24 protein-coding genes and 3 pseudogenes are annotated in these 21064 nt (G+C 57.9%); 12 read left to right on the forward strand and 15 right to left on the reverse strand.

All coding sequences use genetic code 11. The features are described 5' to 3' along the window. Positions 1-20 precede the first annotated feature (20 nt). On the reverse strand, positions 21-1895 hold the full coding sequence (locus tag OU997_RS18120) for a di-heme-cytochrome C peroxidase (protein WP_267807888.1): 1875 nt from the start codon (positions 1893-1895) through the stop codon (positions 21-23). On the opposite strand from OU997_RS18120, the gene OU997_RS18125 reads away from it, so the two are divergent. Together OU997_RS18125 and OU997_RS18130 are read left to right on the forward strand one after the other, a co-directional pair. Further along, a complete protein-coding gene (locus OU997_RS18125; RefSeq protein ID WP_158271537.1) occupies positions 1894-2031 on the forward strand; it encodes a hypothetical protein in 138 nt (45 codons plus the stop codon). The genes OU997_RS18120 and OU997_RS18125 overlap by 2 nt on opposite strands. Positions 2032-2056: 25 nt before the next feature. After that, positions 2057-2524 (forward strand): DUF3429 domain-containing protein, encoded by a 468-nt coding sequence (locus OU997_RS18130; RefSeq protein ID WP_108487988.1) that lies wholly within the window; start codon positions 2057-2059, stop codon positions 2522-2524. On the opposite strand, the gene OU997_RS18135 is transcribed toward OU997_RS18130, so the two are convergent. Then, entirely contained in the window at positions 2489-3043 is a 555-nt protein-coding gene (locus OU997_RS18135) for an AAA family ATPase (RefSeq protein WP_267807890.1), read from the reverse strand. The genes OU997_RS18130 and OU997_RS18135 overlap by 36 nt on opposite strands. Next, positions 3040-3606, reverse strand: coding sequence for a nicotinamide riboside transporter PnuC (pnuC, locus tag OU997_RS18140; protein ID WP_267807892.1), 567 nt, complete (start codon positions 3604-3606; stop codon positions 3040-3042). The genes OU997_RS18135 and pnuC overlap by 4 nt, the downstream gene beginning before the upstream one ends. A gap of 131 nt (positions 3607-3737) precedes the next feature. Here pnuC and OU997_RS18145 point away from each other — a divergent pair, with 131 nt between their 5' ends. Then, positions 3738-4847: an ABC transporter substrate-binding protein gene (locus OU997_RS18145; protein ID WP_267807894.1), complete on the forward strand. Its 1110-nt coding sequence runs from the start codon at positions 3738-3740 to the stop codon at positions 4845-4847. A gap of 1 nt (position 4848) precedes the next feature. On the opposite strand, the gene OU997_RS18150 is transcribed toward OU997_RS18145, so the two are convergent. From OU997_RS18150 to OU997_RS18175, 6 genes are all read right to left on the reverse strand, one after another. Next, complete coding sequence (locus OU997_RS18150; protein WP_108487992.1) at positions 4849-5064, reverse strand: DUF2970 domain-containing protein; 216 nt, start codon at positions 5062-5064, stop codon at positions 4849-4851. Between the two features lie 138 nt (positions 5065-5202). Beyond that, the gene (locus OU997_RS18155; protein ID WP_108487993.1) at positions 5203-5394 is read right to left on the reverse strand and encodes a DUF1272 domain-containing protein; all 192 of its coding nucleotides are present in this window, start codon (positions 5392-5394) and stop codon (positions 5203-5205) included. 23 nt (positions 5395-5417) lie between these two features. Continuing rightward, positions 5418-6413: a GlxA family transcriptional regulator gene (locus OU997_RS18160; RefSeq protein WP_108487994.1), complete on the reverse strand. Its 996-nt coding sequence runs from the start codon at positions 6411-6413 to the stop codon at positions 5418-5420. A 170-nt stretch (positions 6414-6583) separates the two neighbouring features. Further along, positions 6584-6853 carry a hypothetical protein gene (locus OU997_RS18165; RefSeq protein WP_108487995.1) on the reverse strand — a complete coding sequence of 90 codons (270 nt, stop codon included), beginning with the start codon at positions 6851-6853 and terminating at the stop codon, positions 6584-6586. 189 nt (positions 6854-7042) lie between these two features. Beyond that, complete coding sequence (locus OU997_RS18170; RefSeq protein ID WP_108487996.1) at positions 7043-7882, reverse strand: hypothetical protein; 840 nt, start codon at positions 7880-7882, stop codon at positions 7043-7045. A gap of 54 nt (positions 7883-7936) precedes the next feature. After that, on the reverse strand, positions 7937-9016 hold the full coding sequence (locus tag OU997_RS18175) for a patatin-like phospholipase family protein (protein WP_267807895.1): 1080 nt from the start codon (positions 9014-9016) through the stop codon (positions 7937-7939). Here OU997_RS18175 and OU997_RS18180 point away from each other — a divergent pair. Genes OU997_RS18180 through OU997_RS18200 form a run of 5 tightly spaced genes read left to right on the forward strand, consistent with a single transcriptional unit; the run spans position 8997 to position 11823 of the window. Continuing rightward, positions 8997-9170, forward strand: coding sequence for a hypothetical protein (locus OU997_RS18180; RefSeq protein ID WP_158275946.1), 174 nt, complete (start codon positions 8997-8999; stop codon positions 9168-9170). The two genes, OU997_RS18175 and OU997_RS18180, sit on opposite strands and share 20 nt — an antisense overlap. Before the next feature lie 42 nt (positions 9171-9212). Beyond that, complete coding sequence (locus OU997_RS18185) at positions 9213-9521, forward strand: PepSY domain-containing protein (protein ID WP_108487998.1); 309 nt, start codon at positions 9213-9215, stop codon at positions 9519-9521. Then, a complete protein-coding gene (locus OU997_RS18190; protein ID WP_108487999.1) occupies positions 9521-9838 on the forward strand; it encodes a PepSY domain-containing protein in 318 nt (105 codons plus the stop codon). Before OU997_RS18185 ends, OU997_RS18190 begins: the two co-directional genes overlap by 1 nt. After that, positions 9839-10507 carry a response regulator transcription factor gene (locus OU997_RS18195; protein WP_267807897.1) on the forward strand — a complete coding sequence of 223 codons (669 nt, stop codon included), beginning with the start codon at positions 9839-9841 and terminating at the stop codon, positions 10505-10507. Then, positions 10504-11823, forward strand: a complete 1320-nt coding sequence (locus tag OU997_RS18200) for a sensor histidine kinase (RefSeq protein WP_267807899.1) — start codon at positions 10504-10506, stop codon at positions 11821-11823. Before OU997_RS18195 ends, OU997_RS18200 begins: the two co-directional genes overlap by 4 nt. 26 nt (positions 11824-11849) lie before the next feature. Here the strand turns inward: OU997_RS18200 and OU997_RS18205 are convergent, their stop codons facing one another. The 3 genes and pseudogenes from OU997_RS18205 to OU997_RS21120 all read right to left on the reverse strand — a co-directional run. After that, the gene (locus OU997_RS18205; RefSeq protein WP_108488002.1) at positions 11850-12446 is read right to left on the reverse strand and encodes an NADPH-dependent FMN reductase; all 597 of its coding nucleotides are present in this window, start codon (positions 12444-12446) and stop codon (positions 11850-11852) included. A 112-nt stretch (positions 12447-12558) separates the two neighbouring features. Beyond that, entirely contained in the window at positions 12559-13314 is a 756-nt protein-coding gene (locus tag OU997_RS21115) for a methyl-accepting chemotaxis protein (protein WP_371920612.1), read from the reverse strand. Positions 13315-13416: 102 nt separating this feature from the next. After that, positions 13417-14820, reverse strand: a pseudogene (locus OU997_RS21120) (HAMP domain-containing protein); the annotation flags it as partial. Between the two features lie 162 nt (positions 14821-14982). Here OU997_RS21120 and OU997_RS18215 point away from each other — a divergent pair. The 3 genes and pseudogenes from OU997_RS18215 to OU997_RS21130 all read left to right on the forward strand — a co-directional run. Continuing rightward, entirely contained in the window at positions 14983-16299 is a 1317-nt protein-coding gene (locus OU997_RS18215) for a Na+/H+ antiporter family protein (protein ID WP_267807901.1), read from the forward strand. 118 nt (positions 16300-16417) lie between these two features. Beyond that, positions 16418-16969: pseudogene (locus OU997_RS21125) on the forward strand (cache domain-containing protein); the annotation flags it as partial. A gap of 114 nt (positions 16970-17083) precedes the next feature. Next, positions 17084-18100: pseudogene (locus tag OU997_RS21130) on the forward strand (methyl-accepting chemotaxis protein); the annotation flags it as partial. Positions 18101-18155: 55 nt separating this feature from the next. Here the strand turns inward: OU997_RS21130 and OU997_RS18225 are convergent. Both OU997_RS18225 and OU997_RS18230 read right to left on the reverse strand, forming a co-directional pair. Then, complete coding sequence (locus tag OU997_RS18225; RefSeq protein WP_267807902.1) at positions 18156-18503, reverse strand: MmcQ/YjbR family DNA-binding protein; 348 nt, start codon at positions 18501-18503, stop codon at positions 18156-18158. A gap of 17 nt (positions 18504-18520) precedes the next feature. Beyond that, complete coding sequence (locus OU997_RS18230) at positions 18521-18799, reverse strand: peptidylprolyl isomerase (protein WP_108488007.1); 279 nt, start codon at positions 18797-18799, stop codon at positions 18521-18523. Between the two features lie 226 nt (positions 18800-19025). On the opposite strand from OU997_RS18230, the gene OU997_RS18235 reads away from it, so the two are divergent. Further along, the gene (locus tag OU997_RS18235) at positions 19026-20255 is read left to right on the forward strand and encodes a PilT/PilU family type 4a pilus ATPase (RefSeq protein ID WP_267807903.1); all 1230 of its coding nucleotides are present in this window, start codon (positions 19026-19028) and stop codon (positions 20253-20255) included. Between the two features lie 28 nt (positions 20256-20283). Here the strand turns inward: OU997_RS18235 and OU997_RS18240 are convergent, their stop codons facing one another. Continuing rightward, a complete protein-coding gene (locus OU997_RS18240; protein ID WP_256582906.1) occupies positions 20284-21012 on the reverse strand; it encodes a substrate-binding periplasmic protein in 729 nt (242 codons plus the stop codon). Between the last annotated feature and the right edge of the window lie 52 nt (positions 21013-21064).

The following is a 21064-nucleotide window of genomic DNA, read 5'->3' on the forward strand; positions in this document are numbered from 1 at the left end:
GATTACAGGCAGCGTGCAGTTCAGTTCTGGCAAGACGGCCCCGGGGTCCACTCTTTGGCGGCAACAGGCTGTAGCTGCTGTTCCAGAGCCGGATTGCCCAAGACCTTGAGGTACTCGATCAGTGCCCAACGTTCTTCCGGTTGCAGGGCGCGGCCGATCACGCCGTCTTCACGGCATCCCGCACGGAATTCGTGACCACGATTGCTGTTGCCGGTGACCTGGGTATCGAAGCGGAAGCCGCCGGTGAATTTTTCGCTGTTGTAGCCAACCTGTTTCGGGTTGAACTCGAAGTTGCCCACCCAGAACTGGGTTTGCCGCTCCGAGACCGGCGACAGAAGTTGGAACAGGGTCGGCACCGAACCGTTATGCAGGAACGGCGGCGTGGCCCATATTCCATCCAAGGGGCGGGCTTTATAGCCGCGTAATTCCTGGACCCCGATCGGTAAGTCAAAGCCGTCCATGCGACCCCGTTCTGGTTGTGTGATGCCGGCATCTTGATACGCGCGGTTCTCCACGTAGGCGGTGACGTAGGCCAGGGCCTTTGCGCTGGAGATGCTGCGCATGTCGATGTCATCCAGCTTCGCGCCAAACAGGCGTACATCCAGCTTGCTCAGTTCGGCCTTGGTCCAGCCCAGTTTGCTGATATCGAAGCGATGGTCGGCAATATTGTCCGCCGTAGTTGGGTCCGTACCGACGATGGAAGTCGGTACCACGCGCATACGCCATTCGGGATCGCGAGCGGGGGCGAAGCTGTCCTGGGGCGTTTTCGGGTCAGGCGCATGGCAGTAGGCGCAGTTTTCGGCAAACAGCGCGCGGCCGCGGCTGGCCAATGGCAGGTCGACCTTACCGAGCACGGCTTCCGGCCAGGTAGGGGGCTGCAGCTTTTTCAGCGTTTCTTCCAGGGTGAACAGGTCACGCAGGCGTACGCTGGATGAGTAGCGTTCGGCTTCGGCAACCGGGTGGCCATCGGTATTCAGTAAGCGCAGGGTTGCGCCGACACCCAGGGCCTCGCCAACGTTGCGGGCCATAGGCTGCATGGCCGAACCGTTCCACTGCACCCAGTCGAATTTCCAGATATCCCAGACTTGCGGATAGCTCACCGGTGCATTGGCGACTCGGTAGTTGCTCGGGTCGATGGCATCACCAAATACGCTGTTGGCAATCCGGCCGAATGCATCGGTACGGCCGAAGCCTTCCTCGGTTGGGTAGAGGCCGCGATGCCAGTCATTGAACGCCGTGCCCAATAGGCGATCGAGTACCACCTTGAAATCGCGGCGCAGTTGCGCCTTCTCACTGGCGTATTCATCACCCAGTACCTGCTTGGCGAAGCGGCGGAATTTCAGCGGATTGTAATAGGTGAAAGCCATGCTCATGCCGAGCGCCTGCCCAAAGCTGCCACCGCGTACGGTCGGTACGGTGGAGGCCAGCGAATGCAGCGCGGCGCCGCCGTCGATGCGTACGGCCTGGCCTTTGTAGCGCAGCTCACCGGTGTGGCAAGCTGCACAGCTGATATCCAGGTAGTGCTCGCCCGTTTCGGCATCGGCATGCCGGGCAAAACCGACTGGCAGGTTGCCGGGGTTCAGTGGTGTGGGTTGCTGTTGCGGATCAACCAGGAAACCGAACCGCGCCAGGTACTCCGGCGTGGCAAATTGGCTGCTGCTGAACGGCAGTTCCAGGGCACTGAACCATTCATAGCGCAGGCCTTTCACCTGAGTACCTTGTGGGGTGTAGTAATAGGTCTGGCGCTCTTCTGCCGACCATTGATCAAGGTAATGCAGTTTGTCGGGCTGTTGATAGACCGGAAGGTTGGGGTTGGCGATGAAGTACAGGGCAATCAGCAGCCCGACTACCAGCAACAAAAGAAGCCCATACAGGGCCCGACGGAGAATGCGCATGGATACTTCCTTGTGGCGATTTTTATTTGTTGTTTTTATGCCAATTGGCGCAGCCGATGGCAAGCAGCCATTACTACGAAACCCAGGAAATAGCCTTCTTTTTGCTCCGAAGATGGCTTTACAGTGCGGTTTATGACGAATTAATCCACGGGAGTGAGTGTATGCATCCTTTTGACGCGCCGCAGCCGCCTAAATTGGCGCTTTTGCTGGGCTATGCCGGGTTGGTGCCTTTTGCCACCGGAGCCCTGGGTATTTGGGTGGTGCCGGAGGGCTGGCGACCGGTGGTGCTGGCAGCGCTGCTGGATTATGCCGCGGTAATTCTGGCCTTTATGGGGGCTATCCACTGGGGGCTGGCCATGCGTGCGCAAGAGGCGGGGCAGTCGGCGCAATTGCAGTTGGGTTTTTCGGTCGTACCGCCATTACTGGGCTGGCTGGCGATCAGTGGTGGCATGCCCACCAGCCTGGCCTTGCCCCTGTGCCTCATCGCTTTTGCCGGCCTCTATGGCGCGGATTTGCGAGCGGTCAAGCTGGGTCTGGCACCGCAGTGGTACCCAAGCTTGCGGCGTCCGCTGACGATTGTGGTGTGTCTGAGCCTATTGTTGGCCTGGACCAGTGTGCTGGTGCGTTGAGCTCAGCCACTGCGCAACGGTTGCAAGCGTTTGCTGGCGCCGCACAGTCCAGTCGCCCTGAATGCGCTGCAGTGGCTGCTGGTGTTGACACAACCAGTCTGCGCACTGTTCAAAGAACGCCACACGCTGAGTCAGCTCTGGCTGACAACGCTGGCCATCGTCGACCCAGGGTACGCTGCGCGGGTCAAGCAACAGGTGCAGGTGGTAGTCGCGCGCCAAGAGCGCCTCTTCGATCCAGACCGGACAATCACCAAACAGCGTCTGGCTCCAGAGCATGTTGCTGAGCAGGTGGGTGTCGAGTATCAGCAACTCAGGTGCGGCTGCTCGGGCCTGGTCTTCCCAGGCCAGCTGACCCTGGGCGATGCGACTGATATCGGCATAGCAGGTGTCGCGCTGTTCTTGGTCGATAAAGTGCCGCACATACTCGCCCACCAGCACGCCACCAAAGGTTGTTTGAATGGCATCGGCCAACCAGCTTTTACCGCTGGATTCCGGGCCGGTCAGCACCAGCACCTTCATGCGCTGACCAGCGCGCGATCTCGTCCCCAGGTCAGCCAACCGTGAATCGCCAACAGGGTAAATACACCATACAGCGCAGCTGTTGGATACAAGCCCTGTTGTACAAATAGGCCGACAAACAGCAAATCCAGCAGTACCCACAGTGGCCAGCATTCCAAGCGTTTTTGTGCCATCCACACCTGAGCGACCAAGCTGAAGGCGCTCAATGCTGCATCCAGCCAGGGGGCTGCTGCATCGGTGAAGGTAGCCATCAGATAAGCCAGCAAGAGAGCACCAAGACCACCGGCAGCCAAGCTAAAAGACAAGCCTTGCACGCTCAGTCGATTGACCTGCACGCCGCTGTGGTTGCTACCGCCTCGCGTCCACTGCCACCAGCCGTAGCCTTGCAGCACGGCATAAACGCCTTGCAGAAGCATGTTTGAATAAAGCCTGCCGTCATAGAAAATCCAGGCATACATCAACACCATCAGCAGACCGAGCGGCCAGCACCAGCGATTCTGTCTCACGGTGAGCCAGACGGCCCATACACCAAGTGCCGAGGCGAGAGTTTCAAGGGGCGACATAGAGCACTAACTGCCGGAATTAGGGAGGTCAACGATTGTAACCATTCACTTTGCGCGCGTCTTGGCGCGGCGGATGGCCAGTCGCCATGATATTGCCGATATACTTACTTCACCAACCTGGAGAGCAGCACGTGTTGAAGTCGGCTTTGCACTGGATCAGCGCTGTCTGTTTGCTGACGCTGAGCATATTTACCACGCTTGTTCAGGCAGCACCCACAGTCGGGAATACCCCTGCCTCCGTCGTGTTCCTTAATCCAGGTTATTCCGATGAGCCTTTTTGGGTGGGTTATACCCAGTTCATGCAGGCAGCAGCTGATGACTTGGGGATGCACCTTCAGGTCATTTATGGTGAGCGTGACCATCGCTTGTTACTGCAGCGAGCACGTGAGCTGTTAGAGGAGGGCACCCTTCCGGATTATCTGCTGTTCGTCAACGAGATGTACACCGCGCCTGAATTATTACGCCTGTATGCCAATAGCCCTGTCAGGCTGTTCTCTCTGCACAGTACCCTGACAGCCGAGCAACATCAGATTGTTGGTCGTTCACGTGAGCGGTACCGCAACTGGATTGGCAGCCTGATTCCCAATGATGAACAAGCAGGCTATTGGATGGCAGAGGCACTTATTGCGCGTCTGGACGGTAAGCCCGGTAATCTGCTGGCATTTGCGGGAGTGCGTAATACGCCGTCATCCTCGCTGCGTGAGGAGGGTTTGCGTCGTGCTTTGGTCGAGCATCCCGAGGTTACGTTACAAAGCCTGGTTTATGGCGAGTGGAGGCGTAATCGAGCATATGAGCAGGCTAAACTACTGCTACCCCGCCATCCTGAGGTCCAGTTGATCTGGTCGGCCAATGATGAAATGGCTTTCGGGGTCATGCAGGCCGCTCAGGAAATGGGCAGAGTCCCGAACAAAGATATCTTTCTCTCTGCATTGAATAACTCCGATGAGGTTTTGCAGGCGCGCATTGACAACAAGGTATCGGTGTTGGTTGGGGGGCATTTCACGCTGGGAGGCTGGGCGATGGTGATGTTGCACGATTACCATGCCGGTACGGATTTTGCCACGCGTGGCGGCAAGGACAGGGTTGAAACGCTGTTTACCGTTCTGGATGCCGACCAGGCAAAACGCTTACAGAAACGCCTCAGTAGCCAAGGCTATGGGCTGGACTTTCGTCAGTTCAGTGCGGTGTATAACCCCAATATCCGTAATTATGGATTTTCAGTCTTGCCGTTGCTGCAGTGACTCAGACACCCGCCAGATGTAATACCAGCTTGACCACGCCAAAGATCATCAGCACAAACACTGCAGTAAACAGCACGCCCAGAATGATGAAATGACTGGGCTTACCCCGTGAGAAGTCACGCGCACGATTCCTTCCGCTTTGTACACCCAATGCAGCACTTAACACGCTCTGTAGCATCTCCCAGAGCGTCAGCGGCTTGTTTTTCTCGTCGTCCATTAGCCACCCCTATCCTGAAATCTTAGTTTCATTAAAGCCTATACCTGAGACGGTGGATTGTCTGAGTACTGACTTCGCTGCAACGGTGGATCAATTGAACACCCAGGCTCATGTGCCATCCCTTCCCAGGCGCCCGTTCTAACGGTCTTTAGTGTTTACACGTCGTGGCCGCTGCAGCAGCTCTCCGCTGCAGTTCGGGCAACGCCCATGCAATGTGCTGTCGACGCAGTCGCGGCAAAATGTGCACTCGTATGAGCAGATAAATGCGTCCTGGCTGTCGGCCGGAAGGACTCGGTTACAGCATTCGCACTTGGCTCGTATCTCCAGCATGGCAAGCTCCTTCGGTTAGGTGTTCAGGCGAAACGTTCGGCATACTCATGCGGGCTGATGCCAAGGTGCTTTTGAAAGGTACGGCGCAGGTTTTCCGGGTGGTTAAAGCCGCTCAACCGCGCCACCGTGCTGATTGAGGCTTGTGCGTTCTGCAGCAGGCTGCGCGCGGCTTCCAGGCGTACGATTTCCACATAGCGACCTGGTCCCATACCCAACTCCTGATTAAAGGTTCTCGATAAGGTGCGCGGCGTCATATTGGCCTGCGCGGCCAGCGCTGCCAGCGACAGATCCTCATGCAGGTGCAACGGTATCCACTCCAGAAGGTTGGCCAGGCGCGGTACTCGGCTTGGTTCCGGGGTCAGCAGCGCACTGAACTGCGCTTGCCCGCCGGGGCGGCGTAGGAACAGCACCAGACGTTTGGCCACGGCCAAGGCAAGCGGGCGACCGAGGTCGGCCTCAACCAGGGCCAGTGCCAGGTCGATCCCGGCAGTTACTCCGGCCGAGGTGAAGATATGGCCATTGCCGTCTGGGTCTTGCGCATCATAGGTGTGCAAGCAATCAGCGCTGATTTCCACCTGCGGGTATTCCAGGCGCAAACAGTCGAGATCGGCCCAGTGGGTGGTGGCGCGGCGGCCATCAAGCAGACCGGCGGCGGCGAGAATCAGCGCACCCGAACACACCGAACCCACGCGTCTGATTTGCGGTGCGACGCTACGTAGCCAGGTCAGCAACTCAATGTTCTGACATTGCGCCTTGTCGCCCTGACCACCTGGAATCAACAGTGTGTCGATATGTGCCGGGTCTATGGCACTCCAGGCCTGTTCGGCAACAAGTTGGAAGCCGGCTGAAGTAGTCATCGCCCCAGCTTGCTGACCGAGCACCAGCAGGCGATAAGCAGCGGGCAAGCCTTGGCGTTGGCGTTCGTCATTGGCGGAGGCAAACACCTGCAATGGGCCGGTCAGATCCAGGCTCATGACATGCGGATAAAGCAGGCAGGCAATGGTTCGTGGGACATCCATGGCGGCATCTCGATAAGCGATGGAGGCAGTCTGCGCTTAACGAGTAATTGGCAACAAGGACAATAAGCCCACGGATATGGCCATTGCGGCGTCGCCAGCGTGGCAAGGAAGGGAAGGGCTCTGACAAGAGGGGCCAATCGGCAGCTCAGAGCCCTTGTTGCAGCAGCCGATTACTCCGGCATGCTCCATGGCTCCAGGGTGAAACCTTGCTGACTGAGCTGCTCACGGGATTGCTTGAGCACGTCGGCAAATTGCACCGGGTCACTGTAGATGGTGCTGGACAGTTGAGTACGGCCGAGCAGGCGAGTGCTGGTACGGTCGATCACACTCAGGCTGAGGTTACCTGTGCCATCTTGCGGGGCCCAGGCGACGCATTGGAAAGGTTGAAAGGCGCGGTCGGCAATCAGCAAAGCTTCGTTAAAACGCAGCGGTGCGTTCATGGGGTCGGTTTCTCCGAGGTGATCCCAAATACACAAAGGGGCAAACGGTGAACTCACGCTTGCCAGTCATAAGTGTTGATGAACGAAGCTGACTGTTAAGTCACACCTTGTCGAAGAAATGCAAGAAATTGTCCGATAAATCACAGTTTTAATGGCGTAAGCCGAGAAACAGCGCGAGGAATGCAGGCGTTAGGCGTTTTCACGGTGCTTGCAGGCAGCCATCAACTGGCGCAAATAGCCGGCGACATAGCGGTGAAAGCCCCGGTCATCCCAGTAACACAGGTGACTCAACGGGGTATGCCGCTTGTACCAGGGGCCTACCGGCATAGCGCGATCTTCGGCAACCACGGCGGCATAGTTGGGCAATGGGCGCAGCGGATAACCCAGCGGGTCAGCGGGGGCATAAAGGTTGAGCCAGCGCGCCTGTTCGGTCACCGCCTCGGTCAGGCAGTGGCCGGGGAAGCGGATCGGTACGACCGGGTCATAGGCAAAGGTAAACAGCGGGATATTGCAGCCAAAGGTGATCAGCCCGCTCAGGGTCTCCAAGGCCAGAAAGGGATCCAGTGGGCATTCCTCTGCAGTATTGATGCGTTGCTGATCCCAGACGAAATTGGAGAAGATATGCCCGCCCAGTGAGTGCGCCAGCACCACCAGTGGCGTGTCAGCATCGACCTTGGCGCGTAAGGCATTGAGACCGCTGCGCAGGCACTGATGGACTTCTTCATAGGTGGTGTCGTAAGCCTGGCTGACTTTACGATAGCCGCTGGCATCACCGAGAAATAGCGTAACGATGCGTCGTAACCAGCGCCAGCGTACGGGCTGGTCGCGCAGCTTGTCGAGAAAAGCCAGTTGCCGTTTGTCCAGCACGCTGGCCCAGTGCAGGGTCTGAAAGGCCACTTGGTCGGCCTCTGCGCCAAGGCGTTGGCGCAATCCGGCGATCAGGCTGTGGGCGAAGGCGTGCTGGCCTTCGTCGTCACGCAGGTCGGGCTGCGTGCCGATGCCGTGAATAATGGCGACTGCGAGTTTCATTCTGCCCATCCCTGGTCATGTCTACGTGGCGAAAGTACTTCGCACCACGGGTTATCAAAGTGCTTGCAGGCGCTCGCCTAGACGGCCGCTGTCGACCAGTTCGAGAAACTCGTCGCCAAGCCGCTGGCTTTCGCTCATGGCCGTGCGCCAATAGCGCTCGCGGCCGGCATCATCGCCCAGGTAACGACTGAAGTCCTTACGGTCGGGGAGTTTGCCATGGGGCAAGCGTGCCAGGTAGTCACGTGAGGGGGCCAGCAGCAGAACATCCTGCAGGCGTCCGCCATCACCTCGGCGCCAGGGCATGCCCTTGTCGAACCAGCCGGGTATGACCTTATCGGTGAAGTGCGGGTAGAGCACGATATCGCCGCCGCTGTAGGGCAGATCGAGGTGATAGTCGAGCAGGCCGCCATCGCGGTAGGTACCAGGGCCGGCACCGGGGATATCGCGGACCCCTTGCATGATCATCGGGATGGAACCGGAGGCCAGCAATGCATGACGCAGATTACCGCTGTCGAGTTGCAGATAACGCGAGGGGAAGTCGCTGAGCGTCCCTAAGGGCGGAGCCCGGCGGGCATCGTGCAGAATCACCCGTTCGAAGTGCTTGGCCAGCCGCGGTCGGCCTAGCAGGTTGCTGCCAATCACCGAAGACAGGCCGAGGCCGAGTACGCCGCGATGGTCGTGCTGGAGCAGGCCATGACTTTTCACCACGACGATATTCAAACGGTAATGCGGGTTGCTGAGGATGTTGGCGTCGTCGTTGCCGAGCAGTTGATCAAGCATCAGGCTGCAGCTACTCGACACCTGCGCCATGCTCACGCCTTTGGCAAAGCGCTGCGAGGTATACAGCTCGCCGAGGCGACGCAGGCCCGCAGCAGCATCCGGCAAGCAGGCACTGGCGAAACGCCAGGAACCGATGGACGCACCGATCAGCGAACGCTCGCGCGGTGCGCGCTGCAGCCAGTTGCCAAACAGCGCCAGATCCAGCCCTTGAATTCCTAAAGCCTTGGGGCCGCCAGCAGCGCCCGGCAAAATACCGACATCCGCGGGTTGCAGGCCGTTCTCGCGAATCCGCGCGAGGGCACGTTTGCCGGCCTTGATTGTCAACGCAGGGGATTTGATCAATATCGCATTCATGCTGGCCTCCATCGCGCAAGGCAGCGATTATAGGGTGCTGGATTGCCAGGCCAAGCGACTTCAGCGCGTGAATGATGTGCGCGTGGCTTGGGATAAATCAGTGCTTGCGCCAAGTATTAAGCAAATTCAGCTTGAGTTAAGTCGTGTGCAGTAACTTGGACTCCGTCGAAAGCCAACTCCATTAAGGAATCTGAACATGAAAACACTGACTGCTGTATGTGCCGCTGCTGCTCTGACTTTGACTGCCGGCCTCGTTCAAGCCCGTGACCTGGGCCCGGATGAAGCACTCAAACTGCGTGACGCCGGTACCATTCAATCCTTCGAAAAACTCAATGCCGCCGCTCTGGCGCTGCATCCAGGCAGCACTACTGAAGACACCGAGCTGGAAGAAGAGTACGGCCGCTACATCTATCAGGTTGAAGTTCGCGACGCCCAGGGCGTGCAGTGGGACATCGAGCTGGATGCCACTAACGCACAAGTTCTGAAGAACCAACGAGACGATTGATGAACACCACTGCCTGGGCTGCACGCGCACTTCTGGCCAGCCTGCTGCTGACGTTGACGTTCGGCAGCAGTGCGCGCGACCTGGATCAGGATGAAGCATTACGCCTGCGCCGTGAGGGGCTGATTCTGCCCCTTGAGCAGCTAATGCAAGCAGCTTTGCAGCGTCATCCCGGTGCGGTTTTGCTGGAAGTCGAGCTGGAGGAGGAAGACGGTGTACTGGTTTACGAAGTCGAACTGGTGACGGCGCAGGGCATCGTGCGTGAGCTGGAGTTGCACGCCAGCACTGGTGAAGTACTTAAGGACGAGGTGGAGGACTGAATGCGCCTACTGCTGGTTGAAGATCATGTCCCCCTGGCTGATGAGCTGCTGGCAAGTCTGACCCGTCAGGGGTATGCGGTGGACTGGTTGGCCGACGGCCGTGATGCCGCCTATCAGGGCGCGACCGAACCCTATGACTTGATCATTCTTGACCTTGGTTTGCCTGGCAAGCCGGGGCTTGAAGTGTTGCAGGAGTGGCGAGCTGGCGGCCTTGCCACACCGGTATTGATCCTCACTGCGCGCGGCTCCTGGGCGGAGCGTATTGAAGGGCTCAAGGCGGGTGCCGATGATTACCTGAGCAAGCCGTTTCACCCGGAAGAGCTGCAACTGCGTATTCAGTCGCTGTTGCGCCGCGCCCGGGGTTTGGCTAATCAGCCGCAACTGGAAGCGGCGGGTCTGCAGCTTGACGAAAGTCGGCAAACCGTTAGTCGCAATGGTCATGAAGTGCAGCTAACCGCTGCCGAATTCCGCCTGTTGCGCTATTTCATGCTGCATGCGGGGCAATTGCTGTCCAAGATCCACCTGGCCGAGCACCTGTATGACGGTGAAAGCGAACGCGATTCGAATGTTATTGAAGTGCACGTCAATCACCTGCGACGCAAATTAGGGCGTGAAATCATTGAAACACGCCGCGGGCAGGGCTATCGCTTCAACGGTGCCACCGCTTGAAGTCCATCCAGCGGCGTTTGAGCCTGGGCCTCATCAGTGTGGTATTGGTGATCGGCCTGTTGCTGGCGCAAGGCAGCCTCTGGCTGTTTGACCGCAGCCTGCGTGGTTACATCCAGACCACCCTGCAAGATGAGGCTCAGACGTTGCTGGGAGCCTTTGCACGCGGCCCCAATGGCCTGCAACTGGATGATCGCCGCCTTAGCGCCGCTTACAAACGCCCTTATTCAGGACTGTATTTTCGTATCGACTTTGCCGAGCAGACCTGGCGCTCACGTTCGCTTTGGGATCGCGACCTGCAACGCGTCGATCAGCCAGGGTTGCAGGATGAATTGGGTGACGGGCCGCAAGGCCAGTTGTGGTTGATCTATCGTGCCGACTATCAGCGCTATGGCCAGCTGATCGTGATTCAGGTGGCCCGTGATTACACCCCTATCCTTAACAGTTTCAGTCAGGTGCAGAAAGTTATTCTCGGCCTGGGCATCGCCGCACTGATACTGATGCTGCTGCTACAACGCCTGATTGTCGGCCGTGCCTTGCGCCCGTTGGAGCAGACGCGGCAACAGATCATGCAGCTGCAGCAGGGCCAGCGTAGTCAGCTGGATCAGCAGGTGCCACTGGAGCTGGAGCCGCTGGTAGCACAGATCAACCACCTGCTGAGCCATACCGAAGACACCCTCAGACGCTCGCGCAATGCGTTGGGCAATTTGGGACATGCACTAAAAACACCCTTGGCGGTGTTGGTCAGCCTGGCTGGCCGGGAAGAACTCAAGCAGTTGCCAGAACTACGCGAGAGCCTCAACGGCCAGCTGCAACAGATCGAGCAACGCATCGCCCGTGAACTGGGCCGCGCGCGTCTGGCTGGCGAAGCGTTGCCTGGGGCTCATTTCGATTGTCCCCGCGAGTTGCCGGAACTTATCTCCACCCTGGCGATGATCCATGGCAACCACTTGGAGCTGAGCTGGCGGGCCGAGCCCGGATTGCGTTTGCCCTGGGACCGCGAGGACCTGCTGGAACTGCTGGGCAATCTGTTGGACAACGCCTGCAAATGGGCCGACAGCCAGGTACAGCTGCACATCAGTTGCCAGGGTGAGGTGTATCAACTGAGTGTCGAGGATGACGGACCGGGTATCGAAGCCGCGCAACGAGAGGAGGTCCTCAGTCGTGGCAATCGTCTGGATGAGCAGGTGACCGGGCATGGCCTGGGCCTGGGGATTGTGCGCGATATCGTTGATGCCTGGGGGGGGCAGTTGCAGCTGGCGGACAGCGCCTTGGGCGGTTTGCAGGTTACCGTGACGCTGCCCGCTACGCGTGCCTGAATTACTCAGGCATGCGTTTGCAGCACTTACATGCCGTTGGCAAACGCCGGGTTGCTCATGTCGATGCTGTCTCGCACTGGACGTAGGGCATCGGCATATTTGGCCAGAATGCCCAGCTCGTAATCGATGCGGGCATGCAGGCGGTGGTCGTCTTCGCTGCTTGGCTCAGGTGTGTTCAGCACCTTTTCGACGCCGCGCACAATCAGGTGTTCGGGCAAGTAGCAAAGGCGGCAGTTCTTGTAGCTGGAGGCGCGCAATTCGCTGATCGGGTAAGCACCACCCACTCCCGACGAGACACCCACCAGCAGTCCGGGCTTGTGCGCCAGCTCAGCCTTGCTGGCATAAATAAAGAAGTTCTTGATGGCAGGGCAGGCCATGCCATTCCACTCAGGCGAAATGATCACGACGGCATCGGCAGCGGCCAGTTGCTTGCTGTAAAGCCCCCATGGACCTGTATCGTCAGCGGGCCAGAGCGGCAATGGGGCGAGGCCAAGATCAATCACATTGCTCTGCGCATCATCGCTGTAACCCAACTGAATCAGGCGTTGGCGCAAGAAGCGGGCGACCTTACCCGATTGGCTGTTACTGCGGCTGGAGCCGGCCACCAGAGCGATATTGAGCATCGTGTACCTCTTTTTACGAGTTATAAATGAAAAACGCAGGCTAACGATTGCAAGCCTGCGTCACAAGGAAGAAGCCGCCAGAGTGGCGGTCCGATGGTGTCACGCCTGACGATCAGACGCGAAACTGATCCATCAGACTCTGCTGGTGGTTGGCCAGTTTGTTAAGGCCTTGGCTGATTTTTGCCGACTCATCGGCCTGGGAGGAAATCGACTCGGTGACATCACGGATCGAGGCCACGTTGCGATTGATTTCCTCGGCCACCGAACTTTGCTCTTCAGCAGCGCTGGCGATCTGCAGGTTCATGTCGGTAATCACGCTGACCGCCTGACTGATGCGCTGCAGCACGGCCACAGCCTGTCCCACCTGTTCGACGCTGCCCTGGGCCTGGCGATGGCTGCTGTGCATGGTGCTGACCACTTCCTTGGTGCCACTTTGCAAGCCTTCGATCACCTGACGGATTTCTTCCACCGAATCCTGGGTACGTTTGGCCAGGTTGCGCACTTCATCCGCCACCACGGCAAAACCTCGGCCGGCTTCACCTGCTCGGGCCGCTTCAATCGCTGCGTTCAGAGCCAAGAGGTTGGTCTGCTCGGCGATTGAACGGATGACTTCGAGTACCGAACCAATCTTCTCACTGCTATTGGCCAGACCTTCAACTTCCTGCATGGCAACGTTCATTTCGTTGGCCAGAAGTTCAATGGTCGAGGTGGTCTTACTGATGACACCCATGCCTTCACGGCTGGCGAGGTCAGCCGTGCGAGCCGCTTCGGCCGCCTGTGCAGCATTGTGTGCTACGTCCTGTGCCGTGGCGCTCATTTCCTGGAAGGCAGTGGCCACCTGATCAACTTCGCGGTATTGCTGTTGCATGCCATTGCTGGTTTGACTGGCAATTAACGCTGATTGGTCAGCCGTGCTGCGTGCATCCTGAACACTGCGTTTGACGTCGGCGATGATCGGTTGCAGCTTGTCGAGGAATCGGTTGAACCAGCTGGCCAGTTCGCCCAGTTCATCCTGCTTGGCATACTCCAGGCGGCGGGTCAGGTCGCCTTCACCGCTGGCGATGTTTTTCAGCATGGCCGCTACACCGAGAATCGGACGTGTAACACCCAGCGCCGTGAGCCAGATCAGCAGGATGCCAATCACCCCTGCTACCAGGCCAATCCCGAGAGACACGGCGGTGTTGCGCGTGGCGTCTTCATCCATCTGTGCTTCCAGGCGCGCGGCAGGTTCAAGGAGTACGCTTTCGGGTACTTCGAGTAATACACCCCAGGGTTTGCTGCCGGGGATCGGTAAAAGCGGCTCCAGAAACTGCAGTGTGCCTTGGTGGTACATGACTTTGGAGGTGTTGCTGGCCAGGACGCTGAGCATTTCAGTATGTTGCTCAGAAAATGCAGCTGCCAGCTTGCCTCCCAGCAGGCTGCTGTCACGGCTGTGTCCGGCAAGTAGCCCGGCCGGGCTGATAATGCTGACATGGCCGGCACCATCAAACAGGCCGGCATTGGCACTGTTACTGAGTTCTTGCAGGCTGGCAAGGCTGATATCGACGCCCAGAACACCGATCACCTTGTCACCCTGAATCAGCGGGAAGGCGATGCTGGTCATCAGCGTTTTCACCCCATCGGTGTCATCCCAATAGGGATCAAGCAAGCACACCTGACGGCTTTCCTTTGGGCAGGTATACCAGGCGTTATAGGGTGCGCCACTGATTCCGGGTGTCGTGTCGTTGAGGTTGTCCTCTTTCATGGCCTCGGCACTCAGCTCGCCGTTGTCATCCTGCGACCAATAAATCGAGAAGCGGCCTTTGTCATTACTGCCGAGATTGTCCTGATCGATAAACAGCTCATCTTTGCCATCCAGGGCGTTCGGTTCAAAGACCGTATAGATGCCGAGCAGGCTACGGTTGGCTTGCAACGACGTACGGATCTGTCGGGTGAGGTCTTCACGCAAATCAAAAGCGTCAAGAAAGCGCTTTTCTGCTTGTTCGCGAATAAACAGAATCTGAGAAGCAGCGCCGCGTCCGTATTGGTAGGCATCCATGAAGTAGCGCTGCATGTGCAAGGCCTGCGACTGACCGCGCGCCTCCATTCGCAGTTGTGCAGACTCATCCAGCATTGCTGAACTTGCCTTTTTCACCAGGTCGGCACTGCGTGAGGTCTGGATCATTGACGCAGAAACCAACACTGCGACAACGACCAGCAGGCACAAGCCAGCTAGTAGGGTGATTTTCAACTGAATCGAGAGTCGGCTGAACAACATTTTCAGGACCTTCTGGAAAGTGGCGAGGCTTGACCGCCTATCGGCGGGTGGACGTATTTCTTTAAGAGTAAAAGTAGGCAATAACTCAGCAGTTTGCAGGCCAGTGCAAACCGCCATGCAAGCTTATACGGAATTATTAACGCACTGTATGAAATATTTTACGGCTGTTTTGACAGCTTGGTCAGCATTGTGCAGAGTACGCGCCCTTCGCCGAGCCGGCGCAGCATCCAGAGAAGGTCGAAACCTTCGCGGACCTATTTAAATTGCGGGAGTAAATCGATGAACGCAGTCGTTGCGGCAGTGGGGATCATGTTGATTCTCAGCTTGTGCCGCGTGCATGTGGTTGTAGCCCTGATCGTTGGGGCATTGGCAGGCGGCCTGCTCGGTGGTTTGGGTATTGAAGGTTCGCTGACAGCCTTTAATAAAGGCTTGGGTGGTGGTGCTACCGTTGCGCTGTCCTACGCCTTGTTGGGTGCTTTTGCCGTGGCGATTGCCAAGTCAGGCTTGGCCCATGCCTTGGCAGATAAAGCTCTCTCCATGGTCAGTAAGCAGGATGTCAAAGGCGCTGGTCTGCTCAAGTGGCTGCTGATTGCGCTGTTGTTGGCAGTGGCGATTTCCTCGCAGAACATTCTGCCGATTCACATCGCCTTTATTCCGCTGCTGGTGCCGCCGCTGTTGTATGTGCTGAGCAAGCTGCAACTCGACCGTCGTTTGATCGCCTGCGTGCTCACCTTCGGCCTGATTACCCCTTATATGTTCCTGCCGGTGGGTTTTGGCGGGATTTTCCTAAATGACATTTTGTTAGCCAACGTGGCTGGCGCTGGTGTGGATACCGCTGGTCTGGATGTGACCAAGGCCATGGCCATACCCGCGCTGGGCATGTTGTTCGGGCTAGTGGTGGCCCTGTTCAGCTACCGCAAGAAGCGCGTGTATGACCTGAGCAAGATCGAGCAGGTGGAGCGCGCTGATGTTGCCTACAACCCCTTGAGCCTGCTGGTGGCCGGTGTGGCGATTGTCGCGGCGTTCGTTGTGCAGCTGTGGCTGGACTCGATGATTATCGGTGCTCTGGTCGGTTTCGTCATTTTCTCGGTGTCCGGAGTTGTGCGCTGGAAAGAGGCTGATGGTCTGTTTACCGAGGGCATGAAAATGATGGCGATGATCGGCTTTATCATGATCGCAGCCGCCGGTTTTGCCGAAGTGATGAAGGCCACCGGCGAAGTGAAAAGTCTGGTCGACAGCTCCGCTGAACTGATTGGCCATGACAAGGCACTGGGTGCGCTGCTAATGCTGCTGGTCGGCCTGCTGGTGACCATGGGCATCGGTTCGTCGTTCTCCACGGTGCCTATCATTGCAGCGATTTTCGTGCCGCTGGGTCTGCAGCTCGGCTTCAGCCCCCTGGCCATTGTGAGCATCGTCGGCACTGCTGGTGCACTGGGGGATGCGGGTTCACCCGCCTCCGATTCGACCCTCGGGCCAACCGCGGGGCTGAATGTCGATGGCCAGCACAATCATATATGGGATAGCGTGGTACCGACCTTCCTGCACTACAACCTGCCACTGCTGGTATTTGGTTGGGCAGCAGCTATGGTGATTTGACCGGAGTAATGAGCGTCTGCTGCGCGATAGCTTCAGACGGGTCAACTTTTCAGCGGGGCTACCGATATACCGGTAGCCCCGTTTTATTTCGTTCTACTGCCAAGCAAGGATCTGTCTGATGCGCCTTACCCTGAAGTCAAAAGTCGTGCTACTTGCACTGATCCCCGTGGTGCTGTTTGCCTTGGTGCTCAGTGGGGCTGCCGCCAAGGTGTTACAGAACCTGGCCGCCCAGGAAGTTGAAGAAACCCGCGAGCGCCTGCTGCAGGAAAGCCGTAACGAGTTGCAGCATTATGTGCAGATCGCGCTGGGTTCGGTGCAGACCTTATATGACGGTGCCGCGCAAGGCGATATGGCCAGCCGTGAGCAGGCCGTGGCGATCCTGTCGAAGATCAAGTTCGGCAAGGACGGCTACTTCTTCGGTCACGACTCCAACGTGGTGCGCCTGTTCCGCGGTGACAGCCCAGTGGATGTGGGCAAGAGCCTGACAGATCGCCGCGACCCGAACGGCGTCTACATCAACCGTGAACTGGTGAATGTCGCCAAGAACAACACGTATTACGTCAACTACAGCTCACCGCTGCCGACTGATGAATCAGTACTGGTGCCGAAAATGGCCTACAGCTACTACCTGCCCAAATGGGACATGGCGCTGGGTACCGCAATCAACCTCGATGGTGTTGAGGCGCAGATTGCCCAGGTACAGGATGAGATTGATGAGCGCATCAGCACCATCATTACCAGCATCATGGTAATTGCTGCCGTGCTACTGGTTGTTTTCGGGATTGTCGGTGTGGTGCTGAGCAACACCTTCTTGCGTCCGTTGCAGCAGATTAAGGACAACCTGGATGACATTGCCGCCGGTGAGGGTGATTTGACCCATCGCCTACCGATCAATGGTGATGATGAGCTTGGCCAGTTGGCGGGTTCGTTCAACCGTTTTGTCGAGAAGATCCACGGCCTGGTTCGGCAAATTGTTGAAATGACCGGTCAGCTAACCGAGCTGGTCAGTCAGGTGTCAGCCCAAGCCCAACGCTCCGAACAGGCCATGGATCATCAGCGTCATGAGACCGATCAGGTGGCGACAGCAATCAATGAGATGTCCGCTGCGGCCCATGAAGTTGCGCAAAGCGCCCAGGGTGCTGCAGAGGCGGCGCAGAAGACCGACACCGAAGGCCAAGCAGCAAAAAAGGTGGTCGATGGCAGCATCGAGCGCATTCACACGTTGGTGCAGGACATCCGCAACAGTGGCGTGTCCCTCGACACCCTGCAGAAAGACGTGTCATCGATTGTCAGTGTGCTCGATGTGATTCGCTCCATCGCTGAACAGACCAACCTGCTGGCACTTAACGCCGCCATCGAGGCTGCACGGGCCGGTGAAGCGGGGCGCGGCTTTGCCGTAGTCGCCGATGAGGTGAGGGCGCTCGCCAGTCGTACGCAGCAGAGCACTCAGGAAATCCAGGGCATGATCGATCGCTTGCAGAAGGGTACCCAGGACGCCGTGACCGCGATGCGCCGCTCCAGCGATGCCGGTGATGTCACCAGTGAGCAGGCCAACCGCGCCGGCACATCGCTGGATGCCATCGCGCAGTTGATCGGCACTATCAACGCGATGAACGCGCAAATTGCCAGCGCTGCCGAGGAGCAAACCGCCGTGGCCGAAGAGATCAACCGCAGCGTGCACAAGATTGCTGTCGCGGTGGACAGTGTTGCCGATGAGACTCAGCAAGGGGCGCAGACTGCACGAAATCTAGCGGGCCTGGGCGAGCGACTTGGGGCGCTGGTACGTCAATTTCGCATCTAGTGCTGCCACGTTGTGGTGGCAGCGGGCAGGGATTAATTCTGCATGCTGGCCTTGTCTAGATCAGTAAGCCTGCTCGCGTGTGCTTTGGAAGTTTGGCCACCACTAATTGGTGGGAGCGGGTCAGCAAGGTGTGCAACTCCTCATCGCTCATTGGATAGGGAGCAGCCATGCTGATCCAGTGGGCCCGAGCCAGGTAGGGCGCAGGGCGAATGCCCGGACGGTCGCAGAAACCGAGAAACAGATCGTCTTCCACCTTGAAAGCCAGGCCGTCCTGCCTATCAAGGTGGAAGAGGGCGAACATTTTGTTTCCCGCAACTGAAAAAACCTGCACACCACCCCATTTAATGTCTTCACGAGCACCCGGCAGGCTCAGGCAAAGTACTGTGATCTGTTCGCGCGTCATATTCGGGGTCTCTGGGGTTATTCGCGGTAGAAAACCTGCACCAGATGGTAGCCAAATTGGCTTTTCACCGGCCCATGTACTTCACGCACCGGCTTTTTGAAGATCACCTGATCGATGGCGCGCACCATCTGACCTGGACGCACCTCACCCAGATCGCCGCCTTTCTTGCCGGAGGGACAGGTCGAATATTTGCGCGCCAGTATGTCAAATGCTTCGCCGGCGGCAATGCGCTTTTTCAGCGCGGCGGCTTCTGCTTCGGTTTTCACCAGAATGTGGCGGGCCATTGCCTTAGCCATGACGGGTTCCTCGGATTTGGATGGATATATTGTGCCAGTATTATCAGCCGCTTAGCGCCTAAGAGCCTGTTCAATGTGCTGTTGCGCGTCGGCCCTGAGGGGTTAAGAACAGGACTCTAGCTCGTGAGCCTTTGAGCGGACTCTGGCAGGGACGCTTCCGAATTTCTCGGGAGCGATGCGTAATCTTGGCCTAACGTAATACATCCAACTCGCGGGAAGTCTCGTTATGGACCTCAATGCCATGCTGAAAATCCTGTCCAGCCAGGACGGGTCCGACCTTTATCTTTCCACTGGGGCGCCACCCTGCGCCAAATTCAATGGTGTACTCAAGGCACTCAGCGCCGAACCGCTTAAGTCCGGGGAAGTAGCGGACATCGCCGCCTCGGTGATGGATAGCGCGCAGCGCGAGGAGTTTGAGCGAGAGCTGGAAATGAACCTGGCCATCTCGATTGCCGGAGTTGGGCGCTTTCGTATCAATATCTTCAAGCAGCGCAATGAAGTGTCGATCGTGGCGCGCAATATCAAGATGGACATTCCCAAGTTCGAAGACCTCAAGCTGCCCGAGGTGCTGCTCAAGACGGTGATGGAGAAACGCGGCCTGGTGTTGTTTGTCGGCGGTACCGGTTCGGGTAAATCCACGTCCTTGGCCGCGTTGATCGACTACCGCAACCGCAACAGCGGTGGGCACATCATCACCATCGAAGACCCGGTGGAGTATGTGCACAAGCACAAGAAATCGATCATCAATCAGCGTGAAGTGGGCGTGGACACGCGCAGTTTCCACGCCGCGTTGAAGAACACCCTGCGCCAAGCACCGGATGTGATTTTGATCGGCGAAATCCGCGACCGCGAGACCATGGAGCATGCTCTGGCGTTTGCCGATACCGGACACCTGGCCATCTCCACATTGCATGCGAACAACGCCAACCAGGCGCTAGACCGTATCATCAACTTCTTTCCGGAAGACCGTCGCCCGCAGTTGCTCAATGACCTGGGCAACAACCTCAAGGCGTTCGTCTCCCAGCGCCTGGTCAAAACCATCGATGGCAAGCGCCGCGCCGCTGTGGAAGTGCTGCTGGGTACGCCGACCATTCGTGACTTGATTAAGCGCAACGAGTTTTCCGAGATCAAGGAAATCATGGAAAAGTCGAAAAACCTCGGCATGCAGACCTTTGATCAGGCGCTGATCGACCTGGTCAACGATGGCTCGATTGATGAAGAAGAGGCGGTGAAAAACGCCGATTCGGCGAACAACGTACGCCTCAAGCTCAAACTCTACCGCGATAACCCAGGAGCCTCCGCGCCTGCCGCTGCTCCCGCACCAGTGGCGGCTGCACCGACACAGGCTGCGCCTGTGGCACCCGCAGCGTCGGCGGGAGAGTGGGGGCTGGAATTGAAGCTGGAAGATATCGAAGAGGAGCAGCAGCCTGAGGACCCTGGACGCAAAGGTATTTGAACACTGGCGGCGACAGAGCTGCTTGCCTTTAACGTTCGGGGCGGTAGGTGTCCTGGATGCGCTGGATCATGCCTTCGGCGCGTAGCCCTTCGACTGCCTTGCGCAGATTTTCCTGCAATTGCGCATCGCAGTCTTTCGAGCAGGCCAGGTAAAGATCGGTGCTGTCCAACACAGGGCTCATCTGCAATCTGTTGTCGCTTTTGTGCCACTGATACAACCCTTCCGGCACCCCGGCGAACCAGGCATCGACGCGCTTTAGCTCGAGCATGCGCGCGGGGTTATCGCCCAACTTCAGGCTGACAATCTGTTCATCGGTAAAGCCTTGATCCTTGAGTATTTCCATTTGCGCGGTGCCCATGCCGACGGCGACACGCCGGTAACGCTTACGTGCTTCGGCAAAGTCAGCCACTGGCGCGTCGAGGCTGAAGAAGGCGCGTTCAAGCGGCGCAATTGGCGCAATCCAGGTGTACAGTGCTTCGCGCTCCGGCGTGCGTGAAAGCGGGATGATCAGCATATTCTGCCCGCGACTAACGCGCTGCTGCGCACGAAGCCAGGGTGTTACATGGATATGACTGAGATACCCCGCGCGGGAAATGGCGGCCAATGCCACATCGCCGACCATGCCATAGCCGCCCTGGAAGCTGGCAAAGGTCAGCGGCGGCGCGTCCGGCATATGCAGCTCCAGCGGCTCCTGTGCTGTTACGCTCAGGCTCAGCGAGGGGAGCAATACGACGAGACAGATCCAGCGCACAGCCACGGCAGCACTCCAGCAACGACTGGTATGGAGTATAAGCACTGCGTGTCGGTCT

Source organism: Pseudomonas sp. SL4(2022) (genome assembly GCF_026625725.1).
Lineage (GTDB): Bacteria > Pseudomonadota > Gammaproteobacteria > Pseudomonadales > Pseudomonadaceae > Aquipseudomonas.